This window comes from Streptomyces sp. NPDC048650, assembly GCF_043199095.1.
Lineage (GTDB): Bacteria > Actinomycetota > Actinomycetes > Streptomycetales > Streptomycetaceae > Streptomyces.
The window spans coordinates 62,966-84,141 of sequence record NZ_JBICVM010000022.1 but is presented as its reverse complement, the minus strand read 5'-3'; the positions used below and the strand labels follow the sequence as shown (position 1 = coordinate 84,141).

General features: G+C 67.5%; 19 protein-coding genes and 2 pseudogenes. 10 read left to right on the top strand and 11 right to left on the bottom strand.

Annotated features, from left to right (window positions below):
• A pseudogene (locus tag ACGFML_RS36465) lies at positions 1–370 on the bottom strand (dienelactone hydrolase family protein); the annotation flags it as partial.
• Positions 371–425: 55 nt separating this feature from the next.
• Positions 426–1,070 (bottom strand): annotated as a pseudogene (locus ACGFML_RS36460) (IS481 family transposase); the annotation flags it as partial.
• A 419-nt stretch (positions 1,071–1,489) separates the two neighbouring features.
• Here ACGFML_RS36460 and ACGFML_RS36455 point away from each other — a divergent pair.
• Complete coding sequence (locus ACGFML_RS36455) at positions 1,490–1,669, top strand: hypothetical protein (RefSeq protein ID WP_393549981.1); 180 nt, start codon at positions 1,490–1,492, stop codon at positions 1,667–1,669.
• A gap of 281 nt (positions 1,670–1,950) precedes the next feature.
• Here the strand turns inward: ACGFML_RS36455 and ACGFML_RS36450 are convergent, their stop codons facing one another.
• The 3 genes from ACGFML_RS36450 to ACGFML_RS36440 form a co-directional block, all read right to left on the bottom strand.
• Positions 1,951–2,568 carry a hypothetical protein gene (locus tag ACGFML_RS36450; protein ID WP_393549980.1) on the bottom strand — a complete coding sequence of 206 codons (618 nt, stop codon included), beginning with the start codon at positions 2,566–2,568 and terminating at the stop codon, positions 1,951–1,953.
• Positions 2,569–3,107: 539 nt separating this feature from the next.
• On the bottom strand, positions 3,108–3,557 hold the full coding sequence (locus ACGFML_RS36445) for a hypothetical protein (RefSeq protein WP_393549978.1): 450 nt from the start codon (positions 3,555–3,557) through the stop codon (positions 3,108–3,110).
• 291 nt (positions 3,558–3,848) lie between these two features.
• Entirely contained in the window at positions 3,849–4,934 is a 1,086-nt protein-coding gene (locus ACGFML_RS36440) for a hypothetical protein (protein ID WP_393549976.1), read from the bottom strand.
• Positions 4,935–5,645: 711 nt separating this feature from the next.
• On the opposite strand from ACGFML_RS36440, the gene ACGFML_RS36435 reads away from it, so the two are divergent.
• Both ACGFML_RS36435 and ACGFML_RS36430 read left to right on the top strand, forming a co-directional pair.
• Positions 5,646–6,713: an NAD(P)/FAD-dependent oxidoreductase gene (locus ACGFML_RS36435; protein WP_393549974.1), complete on the top strand. Its 1,068-nt coding sequence runs from the start codon at positions 5,646–5,648 to the stop codon at positions 6,711–6,713.
• Positions 6,629–7,159: an FAD-dependent oxidoreductase gene (locus ACGFML_RS36430; protein ID WP_393549990.1), complete on the top strand. Its 531-nt coding sequence runs from the start codon at positions 6,629–6,631 to the stop codon at positions 7,157–7,159. The genes ACGFML_RS36435 and ACGFML_RS36430 overlap by 85 nt, the downstream gene beginning before the upstream one ends.
• A 272-nt stretch (positions 7,160–7,431) precedes the next feature.
• Here the strand turns inward: ACGFML_RS36430 and ACGFML_RS36425 are convergent, their stop codons facing one another.
• The gene (locus ACGFML_RS36425; RefSeq protein ID WP_393549972.1) at positions 7,432–8,829 is read right to left on the bottom strand and encodes a PQQ-binding-like beta-propeller repeat protein; all 1,398 of its coding nucleotides are present in this window, start codon (positions 8,827–8,829) and stop codon (positions 7,432–7,434) included.
• Between the two features lie 171 nt (positions 8,830–9,000).
• Here ACGFML_RS36425 and ACGFML_RS36420 point away from each other — a divergent pair, with 171 nt between their 5' ends.
• Together ACGFML_RS36420 and ACGFML_RS36415 are read left to right on the top strand one after the other, a co-directional pair.
• Entirely contained in the window at positions 9,001–9,198 is a 198-nt protein-coding gene (locus ACGFML_RS36420; RefSeq protein WP_393549971.1) for a hypothetical protein, read from the top strand.
• Positions 9,199–9,682: 484 nt separating this feature from the next.
• A complete protein-coding gene (locus ACGFML_RS36415; protein ID WP_393549969.1) occupies positions 9,683–10,678 on the top strand; it encodes a hypothetical protein in 996 nt (331 codons plus the stop codon).
• A 412-nt stretch (positions 10,679–11,090) separates the two neighbouring features.
• On the opposite strand, the gene ACGFML_RS36410 is transcribed toward ACGFML_RS36415, so the two are convergent.
• Positions 11,091–12,062 (bottom strand): hypothetical protein, encoded by a 972-nt coding sequence (locus ACGFML_RS36410; RefSeq protein WP_393549968.1) that lies wholly within the window; start codon positions 12,060–12,062, stop codon positions 11,091–11,093.
• 204 nt (positions 12,063–12,266) lie between these two features.
• Positions 12,267–12,662, bottom strand: a complete 396-nt coding sequence (locus ACGFML_RS36405) for a hypothetical protein (protein ID WP_393549967.1) — start codon at positions 12,660–12,662, stop codon at positions 12,267–12,269.
• A 352-nt stretch (positions 12,663–13,014) separates the two neighbouring features.
• Between ACGFML_RS36405 and ACGFML_RS36400 the strand changes: the two genes are divergently transcribed.
• Positions 13,015–13,578, top strand: a complete 564-nt coding sequence (locus ACGFML_RS36400) for a hypothetical protein (RefSeq protein WP_393549966.1) — start codon at positions 13,015–13,017, stop codon at positions 13,576–13,578.
• Between the two features lie 344 nt (positions 13,579–13,922).
• Positions 13,923–14,219, top strand: a complete 297-nt coding sequence (locus tag ACGFML_RS36395; protein WP_393549965.1) for a hypothetical protein — start codon at positions 13,923–13,925, stop codon at positions 14,217–14,219.
• A gap of 161 nt (positions 14,220–14,380) precedes the next feature.
• Here ACGFML_RS36395 and ACGFML_RS36390 read toward each other — a convergent pair whose 3' ends face one another.
• The 3 genes from ACGFML_RS36390 to ACGFML_RS36380 all read right to left on the bottom strand — a co-directional run bounded on the left by ACGFML_RS36390 (position 14,381) and on the right by ACGFML_RS36380 (position 16,525).
• Entirely contained in the window at positions 14,381–14,566 is a 186-nt protein-coding gene (locus tag ACGFML_RS36390) for a hypothetical protein (RefSeq protein ID WP_393549964.1), read from the bottom strand.
• Complete coding sequence (locus tag ACGFML_RS36385; protein WP_393549963.1) at positions 14,563–14,859, bottom strand: hypothetical protein; 297 nt, start codon at positions 14,857–14,859, stop codon at positions 14,563–14,565. Before ACGFML_RS36385 ends, ACGFML_RS36390 begins: the two co-directional genes overlap by 4 nt.
• 1,204 nt (positions 14,860–16,063) lie before the next feature.
• Positions 16,064–16,525, bottom strand: coding sequence for a MarR family winged helix-turn-helix transcriptional regulator (locus ACGFML_RS36380; protein ID WP_393549962.1), 462 nt, complete (start codon positions 16,523–16,525; stop codon positions 16,064–16,066).
• A 106-nt stretch (positions 16,526–16,631) separates the two neighbouring features.
• Here ACGFML_RS36380 and ACGFML_RS36375 point away from each other — a divergent pair, with 106 nt between their 5' ends.
• The 3 genes from ACGFML_RS36375 to ACGFML_RS36365 all read left to right on the top strand — a co-directional run bounded on the left by ACGFML_RS36375 (position 16,632) and on the right by ACGFML_RS36365 (position 21,013).
• Complete coding sequence (locus ACGFML_RS36375) at positions 16,632–17,486, top strand: SDR family oxidoreductase (protein WP_393549961.1); 855 nt, start codon at positions 16,632–16,634, stop codon at positions 17,484–17,486.
• Between the two features lie 604 nt (positions 17,487–18,090).
• The gene (locus ACGFML_RS36370; protein ID WP_393549960.1) at positions 18,091–18,705 is read left to right on the top strand and encodes a hypothetical protein; all 615 of its coding nucleotides are present in this window, start codon (positions 18,091–18,093) and stop codon (positions 18,703–18,705) included.
• Between the two features lie 1,366 nt (positions 18,706–20,071).
• Positions 20,072–21,013 carry an SDR family NAD(P)-dependent oxidoreductase gene (locus ACGFML_RS36365; protein WP_393549959.1) on the top strand — a complete coding sequence of 314 codons (942 nt, stop codon included), beginning with the start codon at positions 20,072–20,074 and terminating at the stop codon, positions 21,011–21,013.
• Positions 21,014–21,176: the final 163 nt, after the last annotated feature.

Genomic DNA, 21,176 nt, shown 5'->3' with positions numbered 1-21,176 from the left:
ATGAGGGGCGTACGCGTCCATCGGCGACGGCAGGCAACAGATCGTGGCCGGCGGCTGCGATGACGGCGCCAAGTTCCGCGGCGCGGGTGACCCCGAAGGACACGCCGTGCACCCGCAGGTGGTGGTAAGAGAGAGCGTCGAGGTCGATGGTGCGGCGCCTGGTCGAGGAGGCCGATGTTGACGACCGCGCCGTCGACCTTGGAGCGGGCAGGCAGGCGGCGAAGGCCCGACCACCGACGTGGTCCAGGGCCAGGTCGACGCCGAGGTCTGGCGTGACAACCTCATGCCCGGCACGACGCAGTCGCTGGGCAGCGGAGAGTTCGGCGGAGCGCAGGCCAAGAACGGAATGGAAGAGAGCAATATGGGCCATCGGATCATCGTGCCGCACGAGACAGTAGCTGCAACCAGCACATTCAAAACACGCCCTAGTTGTGCTGTTCGGAGAGGTTGGTGACGCGGCTGGCTGGGGTGTGGCCGCCTATTCCGGTGTGGGGTCGGTGGTAGTTGTGCCAGTCCAGCCAGTCGGTGAACGCTGCTTGTCGTGCGGCATCTGAGATGTAGGGCTGGTGGTCGGCCCATTCGTCGAGCAGGGTGCCGTGGAAGCGTTCGACCTTGCCGTTGGTCTGGGGCTGCCAGGGTCGTGTCCAGCGAGGGCTGATGCCCAGGTCGTGGCAGGTGTGGCGCCAGGTGTTCTTGCTGTAGGCCCAGGCGTTGTCGGTCAGGACCCGTTCGACGGTGACGCCGCATTGCGCGAACCAGGCGGTGGCGCGGGTGAGGAAGTCTGCACAGGTGGCGGCCTTCTCGTCGGGGAGGTCTTCGGTGTAAGCCAGGCGAGAGTGATCGTCCAGTGCGGTGTGCAGGTAGGCGTAGCCCATGCCGTTGCGGCGGTCCTTGTTCGGGCTGCCGGCCACTCGGCCGAGGACCTCGTGACCGCCGCCGTGGGGGATGCGGCCGAGTTTCTTGACGTCGATGTGGACGAGTTCGCCGGGTCGGGTCCGCTCGTAGCGGCGGACGGGCTGGCCGGTGGCCCGGTCCAGTGCGGCCAGCGGTGGTAGGCCGTGGCGCTTGAGGAATTCAAGCGTGGCTTCGTCACGCCGAAAGCGGAACTGACATGCCTGCAACAACTCCGACGGTGTCGGCCCGCAGGTGCGGGAGCCACAGTGCCGGCCCGGACGTTCTGGTCGATGGTGATCCTCATCCTGGTGCTGCTGAGGCTGCTCGTCCTGGGAGGTCTCGTCTACATGACGTGGCGACACCCCTCCCTGGAGGCACCGTTCGCCGTGGGCTTCGCGGCCCTCGCGATCCTTGTGTCGACCGCGCTGGCGCTGGCGCGCCCGGTGAGGCAGCGGGCCTCGCAGGACGGCGTTATGCGAGGCCCACTGCAGGACCCTGAATGCGGCCTCCGAACTGGGGGTGCCACCAGCCGGGCCCGCCAGGCCACCGTCACCCGGTGCGGCGGGGGCCCGGCCGCTCGGAGATGTCCTGTCCCGTGGCCCCTGCCTCCTGCGCGGCCCGGACGCTTGCCTGGAGCATCGCCACCAGGCCCGACTCTCCCCGCTGGACCGAAGAAGGGACGCAGCAGGTCGACGCACTGCGGGCACAGGAGCTGAAGCTGGCCACCACCGTCGTCACCCACGACTTCTTTCCGCTGTTGAAATCTGTCTCATAAGATCTGCGGTTCAGTCGCGTTCCGTTGTGGTGGAACGAGGCCGGTGAGCTGAGAGGTTCCTCGCAGTCCCTGGGAAGGGACGAGAGTGGATCTTGCCTTTGTGCAGTCCGGGCTGCTGGAGAAGTTCCTAGACTCCGAGTTGGTCTCCGCAGCCGAGGTCGCTGCCCCCGCCGGCACGATTTCCTCGTGTGGGCGGCGGTGGCCTTGTCCGAGGGGCTGACGCCCGAGCAGACCACGCAGCTCGCCCAAGACTCGGTGTAAGCCCTCCGACGGGTGTGGGGTCAGTCGAGGGTGAATTCCCAACCTGCTCCCGGTCGGTAGCCGGCACTCGGCGGCTGCACCTCAACAGTGACCGGCGTTCCCCTCCTGGCGTCGGTCACGTGGATGGGCACAGCGACGCTCTCACCCTCCTCCAGAGACGGCAGCAGTTTGCGGGCCGCTTGCTCATCGTTGGCCCAATTGATGTCGGCCGGATCGGCATCATCGTCGTACAGCTTTCCGGCCCTCACGATGAGGGGAGCGTGGGAGATGTCGTACTGGGAGACGCCGTCCTCCGAGTCGCCGATGGGCCTGATCGGTTCGTCGGTGTCGTTGTCATAGGTGATGGTGAAGCGGTAACTGCCGTCCGACGCCTTGCTCGGCACGCTCACGGTTACCCGCAGTCCATCCGCGTACTCAGCAGTTTCGCCGGGCCCCAGAGAAGAGGAAGAGTCGCTCTCCAGCCGCCGGGGGTCCTTCACGCTGTCCTCCAGCCAATCGAGGGCCACCAGTCCCAGGAGCAGCAGGCAAGCGAGCACGATGCCCGCGATCGCACAGCCCCTCGATGCCCCCGTCCTCGCTGCATCGTCGCCGAGGGAGGCGACATCATCTTCTGCTTCCGATCCAGCCATGGTGATCACACTAGAGAGGGAAAGCGAACTGCTCCTGAGCACGGCTACTCAAAGCCCGGTGAGTAGCCCGGCCGAACGGCACCGTCGTCCTCCGACAGCGAAGTTGGTGCTCGGGCCGGTGGCGGGCGGCTGTCTGCGTTCCTGACCGTCTCAGCCAACCGTTGCTGTCTTGCGTCCCCTCGGCTCTCGCCAACCCCGCTAACTTCCAGGCCAGTCACGCGGCCAGCGTCAAGCCACATGTCTCATGAGACACACTGAGCGCGAAGAACACCCGTTCTGGGCCTCCTGCGACGATGCGTTCCTCGCCCGTTCCACCCTCAAGCACGCCCACGAACCCACGTCGGACGAACTCGCGGCGTAGCCATCGACGAGCCCGGGGAGTTTTCGGGGACCGTTGGACACCGCCCCGCAACCGGCGCGGTCCGGGATGGAAGCCAACCGGGCCTTCCTGGACGCAACGCCTGGGCCGGGAAGAGCGATGCTCCTTCCCGGCCCAGGCGTTCAGGCACCGATCCGTTGCCGACAGGCGGCCGGTGCATTAGTTCGGTCTACGGGGTCTCGTCGAACAGATTGATTCCCTGCTTTGCGGCGAGGGCTTGCAGTTTCTCGGCGTCGTCGGCGGGAATGCACACGAACGCCCGCAGGCCCTCATCGCCGCGGCGCAGGATGTAGCTGCCGAGGCTGTCGGTGATCTGGTTGCCGTCCTCGTCGTAGAAGAGCCACCGAACGCGGACGAGGAAGATCGTGGAGCTGAGCTGTTCATGGCTCAGGCGCTCGTATCCGACGGAGGCCAGGCCGAGCTTGCGGTAGAGGGGGTAGGACTGCTCCAACCCGCTGGCCATGGCTTCCCGGGACTCCAGGACGCCAGCGCCGTGCTGGTCGTTGAGGATCATGCCCGGGCTTCCCCACAGGTCGGCCGCTGCGTGGGCATCGTAGGAAGTGAGGGTGCCGGCATAGCGAGCTAGATAGTCGTCAATCTCGGCTTCGATGTTGTTCATGCCACCCAACCCTGGGTGCTGGCTGCGCCGGCATCGCGCTCCCGCACCGTGGGTGGTGCGACTGCACCCAGGGCGACGAGTGGCGACCTGCTCGGGGCGTATCACCTGGGACTGCGCCAGCTGGCCCCGGCCGGGCACCCGTCGTAGGGACGCCTCCTGGGCCGCGCCGTCCGCGGCCGGGACAGCAGGCCCCGTCTTGGGTACAGGGCGGGCCTGTGGGGCGCGGTCAGAATCCTCAATGGTGAGCAAGCCGCTGATCTACGCTGGGCTGTTGACGAGACGGGAGTGCTGTCACAGGACCCCGCTCTTCTTCGAGAGGATCCACACGTAGTACCACCTTCCGCTTTTGATGACGCGGGAGTTGTTTTCAACCCTAGCCGTAATGGCTCCCCAGAACGTCCCAGCGGTGGTCAGTCCAGCAGTCGTCAGAGCGTGTTCGAGAACCGGTCCGTTCACGGCTACCAGCAGGGCGGATGTATACGCCGCCACGGCCCCGGCCACCGCCCACGCCCTCTTTCTTCTCGCCACAGAAAACTCGGCCTTCATTGCCCGAACCTGGTCTTCAATGTCCAGACGCAACTTGATCAGCTCAATCTGAGTCTGTTCTCCATTGAGCGCCTGATCCATGGACAAGAAACTTCCGCGCAGGAAATTACGGAATGCCGCGTAAGAATCAGAATCATCTACAGTGATCTTGCTGAAGTCTCCGAGTGTGACACCTTCAATGAACGGCAGATCAACCTGCAGAACAGGGTGGATGAGGCGGTCTTTGACCGGCTGCGAACCCGAAGGGTCGATTATTCTACCGTTCCTGATGATGTAGTCGACTGCGGAAACCTGCCGCAACGCCCCCGGAGGCTGCGGCTCCCCCCGAATCACCTCTTGTGCCTGCGTGGAGAAGCCCGGGAGGTACCAGACGAGCCCCTCCTTGAGTAGCGGCCCAGCCTGGAGAATCCAATTTCCGAGGACAGCAAGGTCAGGGCAGTGCATACCATAGAGGAGGTCAATACCATTGGCGTGAAAGAAGGCCGCATCACTCTGCGCCAGGTCAGAGTCCCCTGGCATGCCGTCGGCCGCGTTGTACGATCCCAGTTCACAATATTGGGCGTTCGCCCCGTGAGAAAGGAGGAGTGTGTCCGAGATGAGCGTGCTGCGCTTTGTGAGCGGTTCCAGTTCGCCACTGTCAACCATCAGTCCGACGTTGAAGCAGCTGCGCGAGAGCCTCTCTTCCTGTTGAAGAGTTTGTTGTCGCGCGTTGAAGAGGTGTCTTCCATAGGCTTCCGCGGCCTTGACCGGGTCCCGAGGGAGCCACCGGTAGGCACTGCGCATCTGGCGCGCGACGGCTTTGTCCCCCGCAACCTTCTTGTTCCCCAGCACAGCCACAGTGTCGCCTGGTCCGACAGGCCCTTCAAGCCTGTTGGAGATGATCCGTCCAGCCGGCCGCGGTGGCGGGCCAGTCCAGCGATGGGCGGTGAACGAGCCCTTCCGCCATCGCCCTGGACGGCCTACCGTTGGGCCGATCCATGACCGCGGTGCATGTCGAACGTGCACACCACATCAACGTGCCCGGCTCCACCCGCTCCATGGCCGACCACCCACTGTTCCAGCGCCCCGGCGCACTCCTGTCGGGATACGCCGACAGCGACGGTGGCGCCGCAGAGAACTACCCTGCCGCCCGCCGGGTGCACGCCAGCACGATCAAGCTCCCGGTATGGCACCGCGAACAGGCTGCGTGCCGCGTGCGTCCTCACGGTCGACGTCGGTCAGACCGTCGGCCAATGCACCGGGCCATCACCAAGATGAGGAAGCAACTGCACCCGGAAGCGCACAAGACCAAGACCGACCAGCTGACACACCGGTGGCCGACAAGGCCCCGTAACCTCCGCTCGTCGTGTCGGGCCCTCGGTGTGGGCGGGCCCGACACGAGTGCGCGGACGGATCGTGTTCCGGAGAAGTCGAATTCCGCCATCGGGCACCTTCGGTAGGTGATTCCGCTCCCCGTTCACGGAGGAGAGGCGACGGCCGTGTCGTCCTGGCGGGTTCGAGGCTCTCTGGTAGGGGCCTGCGTGCGTTGCGAGGATGGCACGCATGGTTGCTTCCATAGGTGAGAACGTGACGGCCGGGACAAATACGGGCGAGGGGGATGCGACGTTCGATGTAGTGGTGGTCGGCAACGGGGCGCTGGGGTTATCCCTGGCGGTGGTGTTACTGCGGCGGGGGCTGCGCGTGGCGGTGGTCGGTGACGGGCGGCGCCCGATGGCCGCGTCGTCGGCGGCCGGGGCGATGAACGGCTGCTTCGGCGAGGTGACCGCGACCACGATGGCCACCGTGCACGGCCGGGCCCGGCTGGAGATGGACGTGGTCGCGGCCCGGATGTGGGAGGACTGGCTCGCCGGCCTGGAGGAGGACGGCGGGGGCGACGGGAGGGCGGCCCGGTGCGCGCGGGGGACGGTCGTCATTCACAACGCGATCGGGATGGCGGAGATCGACGATGCCGCAATGACGGCGATCCGTGCTGCCCTGAAGCACTACGGGGAACCTTTCGAGAGCGTCGACCCGGCCGAAGCCGTGCCCTGGCTGGACCCGCAGCCGACCGCCCGGCCGTTGGGCGGCCTGTTCCTCCCCCACGAGCACGGAGTCGACGCCGACGCGCTGCTCGACGTACTGCATGCCGCCGTCGGCCGCCTCGGCGGCACACTCATCCCCAAGCACGCCGTCCGTGTCGTCCATGAGACGGACGAGGCCAGGGGAATCGCCCAGGCCGACGGCACGGTCCTGGCCGTCGAGCGGGTGGTGCTGGCCGCAGGGGTGGGCACCCAGACACTGCTGGATACGCTGCCCGCGGACATCTCCGCCCCAATACCCCGTCTGATCAGTGGGTTCGGCGTCTCGGTGGTGCTGTCGAACAGCCCGGCCGTCGCGCCGCCGGACTGTGTCGTGCGCACCCCGAACCGGTCCTTCGGGTGCGGGCTGCACACCGTGCCGCGCGGACCGGGCCAGGTGTACGTGGGCGCCACCAACACCACCGGCCCCGTCCCGGGAGCGACCCCAGCGTCCGCGATCTCGCGTTCCTGCTGGACTGCGCCGCCAAGCAGCTGCGCAGGGACCTGTGGTTCAGCGACATTTCCGCCACCCGGGTCGGCAACCGGCCGATGACCCTGGATGGCCATCCCCTCCTGGGCGAGACCCGCTTGGCCGGACTGTGGCTGATGACCGGCACCTTCCGCGACGGCCTGCACACCTCCCCCCTCCTGGCCACCCAGCTGGCCGACCTGATCATCGACGGGACCCCGCCGATGCCGGAGATCGCACTCTTCCGGCCATCCCGCCCACCGATCGAGACCATGAACCGGCAGGACACCGTCCGCCACGCCACCGTGCACCGCCTGGCCATCGGTCACGAATGGAACTGGTCACTGCCCGTCGAATGGCCCGTCCACCTCGACGAAATGTACGAGGCCGAATATCGGGCCGTCGCCGAGGAAACCCACGACACCCTCACCCCGCCCCCCGAAGTCCTCGCCTACATCCCCGCGTTCCCCGAACTCGCCGACATGCTCGACACCTACTACACGGCCAGCAAACTCAACCACGACTCCTGACCCATCACCGGGCTTGTACGGTCCCGTGAGTGTCGCGCTCCTCTCTGCCTCAGCGAGGAGCGCGGAAAACTCGTCTCGGTGAGTAGCGATCAGCCGCCTGATCGCTTCGATTCCACTCCCCATACTCCATCGCCGCCCCACAGGACCCCGCCGACTACACCTCCCCGCTATGACGGGACCGATGCGTCGGCGACCCGTGCTGTAGGGCCTGAGGCCCGGGCGTTTGGGTCGTCCGAAGGACCAGACCGGACGTACTGTCGGTGGTCCTCCATTCAGCCGGCTGCTGGGTGGGCGATGAGCGCCTGTCCCTCCATCTGGTCAAGGGTGATGCCCGTGTACTCGTTCACGGCTACCGGGGCGGTGCCTGGGGCGGTGTCCCGGTCGGCTCCGGTTTTGGCGTTCAGGGCGACGGCTCCGTTGTTGGTCGTGCCATAGACGATGCCGTGCCAGGCAGCCGTGACGGCCGGGGCGACCCGGTTACCACCCTGGTCCGGCAGACTCCAGAGGTTCTTGCCGCTCTGGGCGTCCAGCGCGAGCGTCCGAGGTCCCTCGGTCTGGCAGACGGTGACCGACCGCTCGTCGTAGTGGCAGGTGAGGCCCGACAACTCGCCGGTGAGGTCGCCTGCCTTGCTGCCGTCGGGCTTGAGCAACATGCCGATGGACTTGCCGGTGTCGTAGTCGAGCCCCCTGACGGCGACCAGGTGCGGGCCGGCCGGGTGGACGGTCAGCTCGTACGCATCGAGCTTGCTCCAGCTGCGCTTGCCGTTGTGGTCGATGTCGAGACCGACGACCTGCTGCCGGACGCTGTCCTTGCTGGTGAGCGTGATGGCTGTGTGCCCGATGACGGCGAGTGCGGGCATCTTGTCGTTGTGCCATGTGACCTTGCGAGAGGCGAGGTCAACGGCGTAGGTGCTGCCGTTTTCGCCGTTGGTCACGCTGATTACCGCAGTGGTCGCCGTGGTGGCAATGACGCGTGCCTGTGTGGCGGGCTGGCTGGCCCAGTTGGGGAGGTTGTCGAGGTCGAGTGTCCACGCGGCCTTGCCGGTGGCCGTCTTCACGGCGTCCAGCTCGACTCCGACTCGGCTCGGCGTGGTGCCCTTGCCCGGGAGTTCGACCACGAACGGGACGAGTGCCTGTCGGCCGTCTTGGGTCAGGACAGGGGCGCTGGTCTCTGTGTCCTCTTTGGCGATCGGCTCGCGGCGCGGCCGTACGGTCGACGTTACCTTGCCCGTGCCGGTGTCGATGACCTGCAGGTTCGTCGCGGCCGCGGCGTAGGCTCGGGTGCCGTGCAGCGCGAGGGGCAGGGGCTTGCGGAGGGTGCCGCCCATGCTGATGCTGTCGCCGGCCGCGGTCTCGGGAAGACGTACGCCCTGGGTCGCGAATTTCTGGGGAGGGTCGTAGTCCTGGCGTGCGGGAGCACCTGCGGCCGGCCCTTTCGACTGCGTTGTCTGCGGCTTCGGATCAGCCCCTGGCCCGGCCCCGGCGCACCCGGCCACCAGCACGAGTGTGGATGCGATGGACAGGGCGGCGGGAATCTGCAGGATCGAGCGCATGCGGGGTGTTCCTCCGTCATCCGGTTTGGTCATGGTTCTGAAGAATCTATGTGCGATGCCGTCAGCACTGGTCTGCTGCAGCGATTTTGACCGACTCGGAGTCAGCACTGCCGTCATCGCGGTCCCCGGCGGGTCAAGGCTCTCGTGGAGTGCCTGGTCCGTGCCTACGCCGGCGACGGCGCCTGGTTCCTCGCCCCGCACGGTGCGGTGTGGCAGGGGCCCCGCCCCTACCTCGCGCATCCCGCGGTCGCCGGCCGGGTGTAGGAGATCAACCTGGCCCGCCCGGCCATGGACGACCGGATGGCGTGCTGGAATCCGCTGTCCATGGAGGGCCGGGCCATCGAGGAGGTCCAGGACATCGTCGGTTCCGTGGTGGGGGCGATCGCCTCCGCCCATGCGTTGTCGACGTCACCGCCTTCCCGGACCGGCATATTGAGCGGTGCGCGGACTTCGCCGTGGTGGCGCAGCCGCTGGGGCCTTTGGTGACCGAGATGATCGCCCTGCGCACGCACACACGGCATCTGTCCTGGCTGTCCGAGCGGGAACAGTGCCCGACGCGTACCGACTGCTGGCCCACCCATCGTCCGTGAACTGCCGGCCAGCCGGCACCACCAGGCCGACGGCCGCGGCACGATCGGCGATCTCTTGACCGACGACGGCCACGCGCTCGCCGTGGTCGCGTGCCGGAGCAGCAGAATGCGCAGGCATCGGGACCTGCCGCCTCCCGCAGCGGTGCGGATCCTGAGGAAGCGGTGCCGGCGCAACCGGCACCCGAGCGATGGTGGTCGCAATGGACGTTCGAGGAAGAGGTCGAAGCCAAGACGCCGGCACCGCCAATGTCGGATTCCAGCCCCCGTCTTCCACAGACCGGATCTTGGGGCGTCTGAGCTGGCACAATCGGCCCCCGGCAGGGCGCGGCGCCCTGGTGGTCGCACGCGAGGGGGCAGCAGTGAGGAAGGTTGGCTGGGTCGTGCTCGGCGCGACGATGGCAGGGCTGGTGACGGGGTGTGCCGGCGGCCCTCCCGCGAAGCAGCGTCCCGCTGTCGACGGGAAGCCCAAGGCGTCGCAGAAGGTGAAGCGTGAGCTGCCCGTGGGCATGCACAAGCTCGGCGAGGGCGTGACCACGGAGAAGGGCAACTGGAGGCTGTCGCCCTCTGCGTTGATCCAGGTGGCGCCGACTTCCAAGGCCAAGGGTCTGCCGCGGGGGTGGCGTGCGGCGAAGATGACCTGGACGCTCACCAACAAGACCGGCGAGGTCCAGCAGCTGCTGGACCTCTCCCCCACCGTCCGGTACGGGGCGAGAGGGAAGCCCGCCGCCGAGTTCACCGACACCGGCATCGACGGTATGCCCGACGCGATCAGCGACGACCCTCCGCGCGTCAAGCCCGGCGGGGCCTACACCCTGACGGTGGGTGTCGCGGTACCGGCCGACGCGGCCGGAGAGCCAGTCACCATCACCACGCAACCGATGACAATGTTCGGGGCCACCGGCGACATCGACTTCTTCGAGGGCCCCTTTCCTGGGGCCGCTGCCCGCAAGGACTCGATCCTCCACCCGCGGCCGGCACCGGACACTCACAAGACACTGGCCTTTGGGCAGTGGAAGGCGGATCCGCAGATGACCGTCGACCACGTCCGGCAAGAAGGCGCGGGCAACGGTGGCCGGGCAACGTTCTCCGGGGAGCTGACCGTGCGCAATGACGCGCGCGCGGCGGATCTGCCCTACACGCCGATGAAGAAGACCCTGCGCGTCTACTACGGCGACGAGCTGAGGGAAGCCGACCTCATCCCGAGCGGCGCCGGCGGCGCCGACACCGGTTTCATTGCTCCGCAGCGGGCCGCTACTCATACGTTCCGGTTCTCGCTCCCCAAGGGGGCGAAGGCGGATTCCGTAACGGTCGAAGTGACCGACCTGGGGAGCGCTGACGCCACTTTTGAGGGCAAGGTCGCTGACCAGGTGTCATAGCGGGATGCTCATCACATCTTCCGGGCCCGCACCGGGGAGTCGGACACCGCTCCGCACCGAATTGCCGGAGCTGCGGCGACAGTCCCATCAAAAACAGACTTCATGGTTTGCAAAATCGAAAGTATCGTGCAGGTCCGGCCGCCCATATGGCTCATTCCCGCCCCTACGGTGAGTGGTCAAGAAGACGGTTCCAGAGCGACAAAACCCAGAAAACTGCTTGTAGATCGCGCCCTAGGGGAGGGAGCACCGATGCGAACCGCACAGAGCCGGGACCGGTACCGCAGGCCGCTCAAGAACAGCATGCTCGCGCTGCCCGGCTCAGCGACGCCGGGCCCGACGAGGTCGCGCGTATCGCTGCCCTCTACGCCGAGCTCCTCAAGGGGCTGGACGTCTCCGGGCCGCCGGCCGAGGCCTAACGGCCCGTGGCGGGGAAGTCGGTGTCGGGCGCCTTGGTGCCGTTGGCCCAGAGGCGTTGCATGCGCACGGCTGGGGAGGGGCTGTCGGGTGACTTGACGAAGAAGTCCTTCAGCGGAAAGACCAGGAGGCCATACGGGCACCTGAACCGACGGCCGTCGAAGTGGAAGACGCGGTAGCGGTGGTCCTCGGCGGCTACGGGAAGGTTCCACGTGCAGAAGAACAGATATCCGTCGTAGGTGCCGCCGATGTTGTAGACGTCGATGCGTCCCCACTGCTTGTCGCTGACCGTCAGGTCGGAGCTGACGGTGTCGGTGGTGGCCCAGGCGGTGCTGTTGGTACGGCTGTAGGTGTAGCTGCCGGAGAAGGTGGCGTCGCCGAGCTTGCCGATGGACAGCTTGAGCGACCCGCCCGCCGACCAGCCCTTCGTCTCGGTCTCGGTCTTGGTGAGTGTGTGGCTGACGCTGTAGCCGACCTTGGTGGGGCCCTGGGCGGTGTCGGTGGATGCCCGCCACGGGTACCGCACCCGCAGGCCGCCCGCGTGGACCAGGCGATTGGCGCCCCCGGCGACTTCGCGGAAGTCGTCGAAGTGGTCGTAGAGGTACTTTTGCGCCTCGCCGGTGGTGGTGGAGTCGATGAACTGGACGCCCCTGTGGAACTCGTCGTCGCTGAAGGCGTCCGCGTGCAGGTGTCGGAGTTCCGAGAGCTGACCATCGGTCAGCTTGTCCGTCCATTCGTCCACGCGGCGGGCGCCGTTGGGCATGCCGGGCGCTGCGACGTCCTGCGGGATGAGGTAGCCGGGGTCGTTCCCGGCCTCCGCCAACGGCAGCCCGGCTTCTGCTGCGCGCGCCTCGGGGAGAGGCGCGGCCACCAGTTCTAAGGGAGGCAGCGCGTCCACGGGAGCGCTATCGGCCTCGATCGGTTCCATGATCAACGATCGGTTGATTCCGGACTGCATTGTGAGATCCATGAAACTCTCCAGGATGTCCGCCCGCGGATCCCGCGAGCCTGCCAAGTGCTCGGGCGCAGGCGCTCCGCCCGAGCAACGAACCGCAGGGAGCCTTCCCTCGGATGGGTGAGCAGAAGCACCACCTCCGCGATACGGTCTCGCCGCCGGGCGGTCACCGTGTATCGACAGGGCAAGGCCCCACCGGGTGCTGGCGGCGTCGCCGTCCTAGGCGAATACCGGCAGCGCGGCCGCAGCGGCCGGGTTGTTCAGCTGGCGCGGCTGCCGGGCGGGCATCAGCGGGCAGGCCGGCCCGGCGACCGCGATGAGGTCGTTGCGGTACTGCGGGACCATCGTGTGCAGCCAGCGCTGGACGGCCCAGAATCGAGCGGCCTCGTCGTCGGTGTAGGGGCGGGCTTGTTCCGCGGCCAGGGCCGGCGCGGCACCCGGGCGCCGTGCCCATCGGCCTTGACCGTCCAACATGTTCCGGTACAGAGGGTGGGCGTCGCGACGCATCACCAGCACTTTGTCGACCGCGGACAGCTGCTCGGCCATCGCCACCATCTCGGGCAGAACCGAGTGGCAACTGTCATGTCCGGTGGCGGTGGTGAACCGCGCGGGCACGCCCCACTGGCTCAAGCTTGGCGCAGCGGGTGGCTGTGCTCTGCCGGGAATCGGACGCGCGCACCGCCAAGACCGCCAGCTCCACCCGGCTGCCGGCAGTCGGCAGTCGGCAGTCGGCAGTCGGCAGTCGGCAGTCGGCAGTCGGCCACAGTCCCGGTTCGGCCCAGCACCGACAATGGCCCTTTCGTGGGCCCGCGCCTGGTGGAACATACCGGGCCCACGACTGCGGCGGTGCCTCGGTGTTGACCAGCCGAAGGCGGAGGCCATCTCCGGTGATTCCTCCGCCGGAGGCGCGGGGGTGTCGCACCGCTAGCCTGTAGCACCGAACACCGAAGCGACATGGGGGAACACTTTGTCCGCGCACCCGCCGCCGCCCGACGGCTCCGCCCCTTACGGCCAGCCCGGCGCCGGCTCCTACGGCTCCAGCCCGTACGGTCCGCCCGCAGCACTGCCGCCGTACGGACAAGGCGGCCACCCCGTCCACGCCCAACCTGTTCACGCCACGGCCCCCTACGGTCAGCCGCAGGCGTTCGGCCAGCCCGCGCCCCAGCAGTGGGCGCAGCCGACTCCGCCCGGGTTCATACCCACCGGGCCACGCCGGCGGCCCTGGATGCCGGCGCTCATCGGCTTCGGTGCCCTGGCCGCCTTCGGGCTGGTCTGCTGGGGGCTGAGCACCGATGACCCGCCGGTGAAGACCGCTCGTGAGGCATCCGTCGGCGACTGTCTGGAAAACCGTGGAAGCCACGCCAAGCCGGTGCTCTTTGCCATCGACTGCAGCAACACCAAGGCGAAGTACAGGATCGTCTCGGAGCTTTATAACTCTGACGCCGTATGCCCCGCCAAGTACGACCAGTACAAGGAGACCGGCGGCCGGCTGGGGGACGAGAACCTGTGCCTGGACAGGGTTCACCGCTGACGCCCCCACACACAGCATCCAAGCCGGCTTGTACGTTCCTTCCGCGCTCCCGGCATGCCCTTTTGCGCAGCTGGAGTTGGACTGCACCCACCCTCGCTGTGCGCAAGGTCGGCGCCCAGCCGCCGTTCCCGGTCGTGTCGCCCCAGCCGCAGACCGAGGCATTGGCGCCGCGCTGGTAGCTCGGTGTTCGATTGCGAGGGACAGAACTCAGCTCTCTGTTGGCGTTGGCGCAGCCGGCGACCAGGACTTGTCCGGGCGATCATGGCCAATGTCGACCTGGCTGCTGCTGCGGCAACAGGCTGAAGTCGATTGCCCACCTTCTATTGGCGCGCGACCATCAGCGGATGGATGAGGTGGCGGGTTTGATGCTGGTACGGGTTGTGCAGACGTGCTCCGCCTACCCGTCCCAGTGGGATGCCTGGACGGTGGAGGGCCAGTACTTGTTCCTCCACTACCGGCATGGTGAAGGCTGCGTCGAGCGGCATCCTGGCCCTGACATCGACACACCCGACTCCTGGGGCGAGGGCCTCTCGGAAGTCCTCGTCGATTGGGACGACGGCACCGGCCGCGGAGTCATCAGCTTTGAGTCCTTCCTCGCGGCCTCTGGCTTGGCTCTGGCTCCGGATGCGTTGGTGAGCTGAGGTCGTGATGCGCGGTCATGTCCGGAGCCAATTCGTGAGGGCGGCTGCAGTGGCCGTGCCGAGGAAGACGTAGCCGCGCTTGTCGTGTCGCCTGGCCACAGCTCGGGTGTGCGTGCCCATTTGGGCTGCCCTCCCGCGGCGGACGGTCGCTCAGACGTTGTTCAGTGGCCGTCGCACGGGTCGTCGTCCGCAGGCACCGGCTCGGTGTCGGCCGCCAGGCAGGAGGAGTACACCCGCGGCGGCGTGGGCCACGGCTCCGGTTCCGACGTGGCGCGCACCGTAATGATCGCCCCGGCACTGACGAAGGACAGCCCTGCCATCGCGGCGAGCCAGGTCCCCTGTCTCACCGATCGCCACGGAAGTGGTTGCGGAGATCGTCGCGGCAGTCGTCCTCGGCGCCGACCTTGACTCGCGAAAAGGCCAGCACTCCGTCTCCCCTGCCTTCCTGCTTGGCCTTGGCCTTGGCCAGCTGCATCTCGATGTCCGCGATGTACGCGGCGCACTCGGCGCTGACGGGCTTCTCGGGCTGCGGGGCCGGTGCCGAGGAGGCGTTCAGTTGGGCGGTGGCGGCGAGGCCGGCCGCGCACAGCACCGCCCACGCGGCAACCCACGTGCGGCTCATCCGTATCGGCTTGGGCATCCAGGCATCCTACGAGCGCCGCAGCGGGACTTTCGCCGAATCGCGGCTTCCTCATCGAGGAGACCAACGACGGAGCCTGTTGGCATCGCCGACGAGGGCGACGGTCTCCAACTGATCGCACGTCAGCTTCGGCCGGCTGCCATTCAGCCTCGACCGCTCGCCGCTCGCCGCTCGCCGCTCGCCGAAGTCGGCGCGGGCAGTCTCGTCTTCACGTTCCGTCCGCGGCTCGGTGCGTCTTCTGCAGGCCACCCGTCGCCTACCGCCCCGACACGGCAGTGGGCCTCGCCGCAGCTCGGTCACGCACCGTAACAGGCGGCGCGCGCAGCCGGGGAGCGGAACTGGCCGTCAACGGGGACCACCTGTGGGGAGTGATTGGCCGTACGCGGGAAAAGATCTTGGCCGCTGTCACCCACGACTCCCAGGAGGTGGCGCGGTGAGCGTCATCGGACAAGAGGAAGGCATCGATCACGGCAGCATGCGCGGCTGGCGCCTGCACACCTACCGCAAGGGCCCTGCGACCGAAACCTGCGGCTGCCCGCCTCTGTTTCGTCTGTCGGCAGAGCGGCCACGAGGGCCGGAAAGTCGATCTGCCCGAGCAGTTCCGCAGCGCGAGCCACTTGAGCCACGGAGAGGGCCATGGGGTCTGACCCGAAGGGGCCGATGGCATGCGGATACGTGGTGAGGAAGGCGAGGTCGATGGCAGTGTCGCCGCCGAAAGCCTGTCAATCTCCATCGCAGGTCGCCAAGCACGGCTCCACCGTGCCGGGCGAAGCCCGGCGCGACGACGAGATCACCAGGCCAGGCTCCGCCGGAACCTCGCTGTGAAGATCCGGGAGTGCGCAGCCGCCCGTAGGCGCACCACCACATCAACGGAACCTCGACGTCGACGTCATTCCCACACAACTACCGGACCGCAGGCCAACCGCCCGATCAACCAAGCCGAACGCGACCCCAGGCCACGCCAAGCACGTCCGAACGCGGTCACCGACCCCCGCTCCACCTCCCAGCCAAAGGGCGGGACGCCAGACCAAAGCAGCCCAGTCCCCTGAAGACCAATGCCCCGCCACAGGGCGAGACGTCTGCGTGGAGCGGGTGCAGGTAGTGCGGGCAGTGGTTGCGCTGGCCGGCTCCCTCGGGCCGGGTGGGCCGTCGGGTGGTTGCGGGGCGGTGGTGGGCTCCTCTGCTCGGATCCGGACGACAGGGCCTATGTGTCTTTATTGGCCTTGAGCTTTTTCCATACCGTGCTGAGCGCCTGCAGGTCGTTCTGGTCGAGGAGGTCGGTGAAGACGGGGGCGAGGCATTCGCGGCGGGTGGTGTCGGCGGCCTCGAAGAGCTGGTGGCCCTCGGGGGTGAGAGAGACCTCGACGGAGCGGGCGTCGTGGGGCGAGGGAGTGCGGGTGACCAGTCCGCGGCTCTGGAGGGCGTCGACGACGCGCGAGACCTGGCTACGGCTGAGCATGGTGCTGTTGCCCAGAACCGAGGCCGGAACGGGGTCGGGGCTCGAGGCCAGCCAGAGCAGGACCTCGAACCAGGAGACCGGAAGGTCGTGCGCTTTGCTCAGGGCGCGGTCCACGCGGTCCGTCATGACAGTCCCGGCCCAGACCAGCCCGTAAAAGGCGTGGTCGGCCACCGGCATCTCCGCCTGTGCGAGCTTCTTCTTCGGCATGCCACCAGCTTAGCGGTTGCGTGTACACGCACGTAAACATTATGGTGTGTGTACACGCACTTAAGCGTGCCGACACGACGCCCCTGTGCCACGAAAGGCCTCCCCCATGTCTTCGTCTCCCCAGTCCCCCAAGGTCCTCCTCATCACCGGTACCTCCTCCGGCATCGGCCTCGCCGCCGCCGTCTCCGCCGCACGCGCCGGCTGGACGACGATCGCCACGCTGCGTGACCCCAGCCGCTCCGACGCCCTGCGCCAAGCCGCCGCCGAAGCCGGCGTGGAGCTCGACATCCGCCGGCTCGACGTCACCGACGAGACTTCGATCACCTCCGCGATCGAAGGCGTACTGGCCGACTACGGACACCTGGACGCCGTCGTCAACAACGCGGGCGCCGGACACCTCGGCACCCTGGAGAACGAGTCCGTGGCCGAGGTCCGCAAGGTCATGGAGGTCAACTTCTTCGGCGTGCTCAACGTCTCGAAGGCGGCCATGCCCCACCTGCGCGCCTCCGGCGGCCGTCTGATCACCGTCACCAGCGTCGGCGGCGTCATCGGACAGCCCTTCAACGAGGCCTACTGCGCGGCCAAGTTCGCCGTCGAGGGATACATGGAGAGCCTGGCCCCCGTGGCCGCGGCGCACGGCGTGTCCGTCTCCGTGATCGAGCCCGGCGCCGTGGCGACCGCGTTCGTCGCCAACGCCGGCGTCGACCTGGAAGAGGCCGTCGCCGATGCCGGACCGTACGCACCCCAGCTCAACGCCTACCTGAACCGCATGACCTCCCAGTTCCTCAACGGCGCGCAGACCGCCGAGGCGGCCGCCGAGTCGGTAATGGAAGCGCTGACCGCAAACGAGCCCGCCTTCCGTCTCCAGACCTCCGACTGGGCCCGAGGCTTCGTGGGCACCAAGCTCACCGACCTGGACGGCTCCGCGGTCCTCGGCACCACCACCGACTGGATCGCCTGACCACGCCCACCCGGCGAGGCGCCCGAACAATGCCACCACCTGTTCGATCTCTTCGATCTCGCCGCAACCGGCTGCGTCGACACTGATGACGCACTCGGAGATCCGGGACAACTGGACGCCTGCGGAGGGGTCGGCGTGCTTCGGCGCTCAGGGGCAAGCGGTGGAACCAGCAGAGTGCCAGTGGAACCAGCGGGGTGTCGTGGAACCAGCGGGGTGTCGTGGAACCAGCGGGGTGTCGTGGAACCAGCGGGGTGCCTGTCGGCGCCCCGCCTCCCGCGGAGGATGAACCGGCTGCCGTTTCCGTCTCCCGGCGGCAGTCCGACCGCCGGGAGGGCTTCGGTGAGGCGATCCAGCCGTGCTTGGAGCGCCCGCACCAGCCGGGCGCGGTGCCTGTACACACCGAGCGGCGCCCTCCAGCGGCACAGACAGCCGCCCCTCGACTGCACACAGGACGACTTCAGCGAGGGGTAAGAGCCCCCCTCGGGCACCCACGGGCACCTGTCGCATCCGGCCAGACCACCAGCCGCCCCGCCCGACCGGTGTTGCGCCCTCCTCGAGGAGGAGATATCACTGTTTGCCTGATTTAAAGAGCAATACCTGAAATATGGCGAGCGTCATTCAGCTTGATCCGAATAGAAACCCATGTCTACTATCGGCGCAGTTTCACCCGACCAGTGAATTCAAAAATGGGGGATTTGCGTCTTACGCTCGCCGCATAGGGGCAGGGGCTCTGGCGCTTGGTGCGCTTTCCGGGGGAATGATATTTGCTTCGGCGGCCCCGGCGGCCGCAATCGGCGGCTGTCAAACCTTTTCGCAGGCCTATTACCCGTCCGAGGCCAAAGTGTCCATGCGACTTGGGCACGTGAAGATGCGGATTCAGATCTGCGAGAACGGAAAGGGCGATATTACCGACAGTCGAGCCTGGGGCGAGGACTCGACGACCGCACCCGCCAAGTTGACCGGCTGGGAGTTGAAGCTCAACGGGCCCTACCAGTCCGGCAAAAGCAAGACAATCGTCGAGTGGAAAGCTACCGGAAAGGCCCAGACCTGCCTGATGGGAAAGCTTCCCGTCTGCAGCTACGGTGAAGATTTCGAAGTCTCGGGGAAGTACTACAGCACCAGCTTCATCGGGCCAGTGGCCGGCGGTAAGGGCAAGGTACACTGGAAGCCGAAGTGCACCAACAAATACTGCAAGCTGAAGTTCAACAAATCAATGTAAACGTCGGGAAAGGGGAGGAAATGCCACAGGAAGATGCAGGGTACCGACGTATCCGTACGCGACGTTGGGCCCCTATCGCAGTCCTTTTCATCACCTGGGCATTTGCTGCCATCGGCTGGGATGAGAATGGCGGCAAGCCGAGCATCCCATGGGCCCTGGGAGGCCTTGCTGCCGGTGTTTGCATTGTCTCTGTAATTCACCAGCTGCGGAAACGCTGACGCACTTCCACACAGCGCACGCGTAATGCGCGGAGAGGCCCGACAGAACCTTGTCGGGCCTCTCCGCATACGGTCGACATCGAAATCGAGGCCCGACGGGCCAAGCCGACCGCCACACAGTCGTCCGGCCACCCGCTTGTCACCGGATCTGCCACGGCCCGTCCCCACACGGCACAGGGCCAGGGTAAGCACCCGGATATCCAGCACTGCCCAGCCCCGCGCCCTAGACGGACCGCTACCGGCCGGGTAGCGCTCGACTCCCCCACCAGGCGGCAACCCTTGCGGCCGAAGCGCCCGGTGAGCTCGACCAACTCGATGCGGCCCCCCGCAGTGCGCTCCATCCGCCGGCGGCGCATCCCCTTACAGCAGGTCGTATGCGGAAGCGCCGCTCTCCAACGGCCCGTCACTCTCTTGGTACAGGCCTCGCCGGCGGTCCGGGGGATCAAGCGCGCCCAGGCGGAACACGGCCTGGGTGACGTCCGGTCCGCAGGAGGTGAGGTAGTCCCACTGACCGCCGCCCAGTTGCTGGGCGGGTTCGGCGGCGCGCAGCTGGACGGTGGCGGAACCCCGGGCCGGTCGTGAGGTCCGCGACGTGGCCGCGCGGGAGGACCAAGAGGTGGCCCTTGGTACAGCCGCCGCTGCGGAGCACGATCACGAGGGCGCCGGCCCATTCGTGGCCGATCGTCGCCCAGGCGTCGTCGTGGGCGATGACGCAGAACGGGCGGTCGGCCGGGGGCACTTGCGGTCGGGGACCGGAGGCCGGTTGATGTGGAGGGGGCGGCGGTGACGTGGATGCCGAGGGTCTGGAGGCGCTGGCAGATCGCGTCGGTGGGGGCGCGCGCTTCCCGGACCAGGAAACGATCAAGCGTGAGGGCGCGCTGCGCTTGAGCACCCCAGTTGGCCATTGCGTGTGCCGGTCGGCCAACATGACGCTGAGCGCCGCGGTGCCGCGAGGAGCCAACACCACGCCAGCACCGCTCCAGCACCGCTCCAGCAGGACGCTGGGCAGGACGCCGGGCAGGACACCGGCCGTCGGCAGGACTGTCGGTGAGCCATAGGCGATGTGTCGGCGGCCGCTGGAACCGTGGGGTCGAGTTGCCCAAGGCAGCAGCCTCAGCCGCCTTCCACACCAAGGGAGCCCCGTTGCCATGTCGTCCACCCCGCCCTGGAACGTCCAACGACTGCCCGGTGCCGATGGCCTCGTCATCCTGGTCACCGGCGGCAACGCCGGCATCGGGTACTTCGTCGCAGAGCAGTTGTCGGCAACCGGAGCCACCGTCGTACTCGGCAGCCGGGATCCCGCCAAGGCCGAGGCCGCCACGGCCTCGATCCGCGCTCGTGTCCCCGGCGCACGGGTGCGGGCCGTACGGCTGGACCTCGCCGACCTCTCATCGCTCGAAACAACGGTGAAATCACTGGAGGTGGCACGCCTCGACGCCGTAGTCCACAACGCCGGCGTCGCGCTTGACGACCCGCCACGCAAAGAGACCCGGGACGGCCACGAGCTCATGTTCGGCACGAACCACCTCGGACACTTCGTCCTGACCCAGTGGCTGATGCCGCTACTGTCGGCCGCGCCAGCGGCCCGCGTGGTGACCATGGGCAGCTTCGCGGCGAAGTCCGAGCGGCTCGACCTGGACGACCTGCAGTCCCGAAAGGGCTACCGACCCAAGCGCACCTATGGACGCTCCAAGCTGGCACAGATGTACTTCGGCGTCGAACTCGACCGCCGCCTGCGTGCTGCCGGCAGCACGGTGGCGAGCGTGGTGGTACACCCCGGCGGCGCGCTGGACTCCCTCACCCCGTCACGGCCACCGGTCCATGTCCGAACCACCGGCGCACGGCTGAGCGCGGCACCTGCGGCCCTCCTTGTCCAGGGCAAGCACGCCGGCGCATGGCCCGCCGTCCGAGCGGTACTCGACCCGGCCGTGCGAGGAGGCCAGCTGTGGGGACCACGCGTCTTCGGCCTACGCGGCGCGCCCCGACGCGAACCGGTGTGGAACCACCTCGCCGAGCCCTCCGTCGCGGCACGACTGTGGGACGCAAGCTGTGATCTGACCGGCACCGACCTCAGCACCATCGCCAGTTAGCTCAGATGGCTCAGACACGCACGCCAAACCCCGCGCAAGTCCCACACCCTCCCCCTGGGCATACCCGCAATCCGTCCGCCCGACGCCCTGTCCCACTTCATCCCTGATCCACCACCTGACAGCCAGTACAGCCGGCGAGCAGCGGGGCAAACGAGGCGGGATC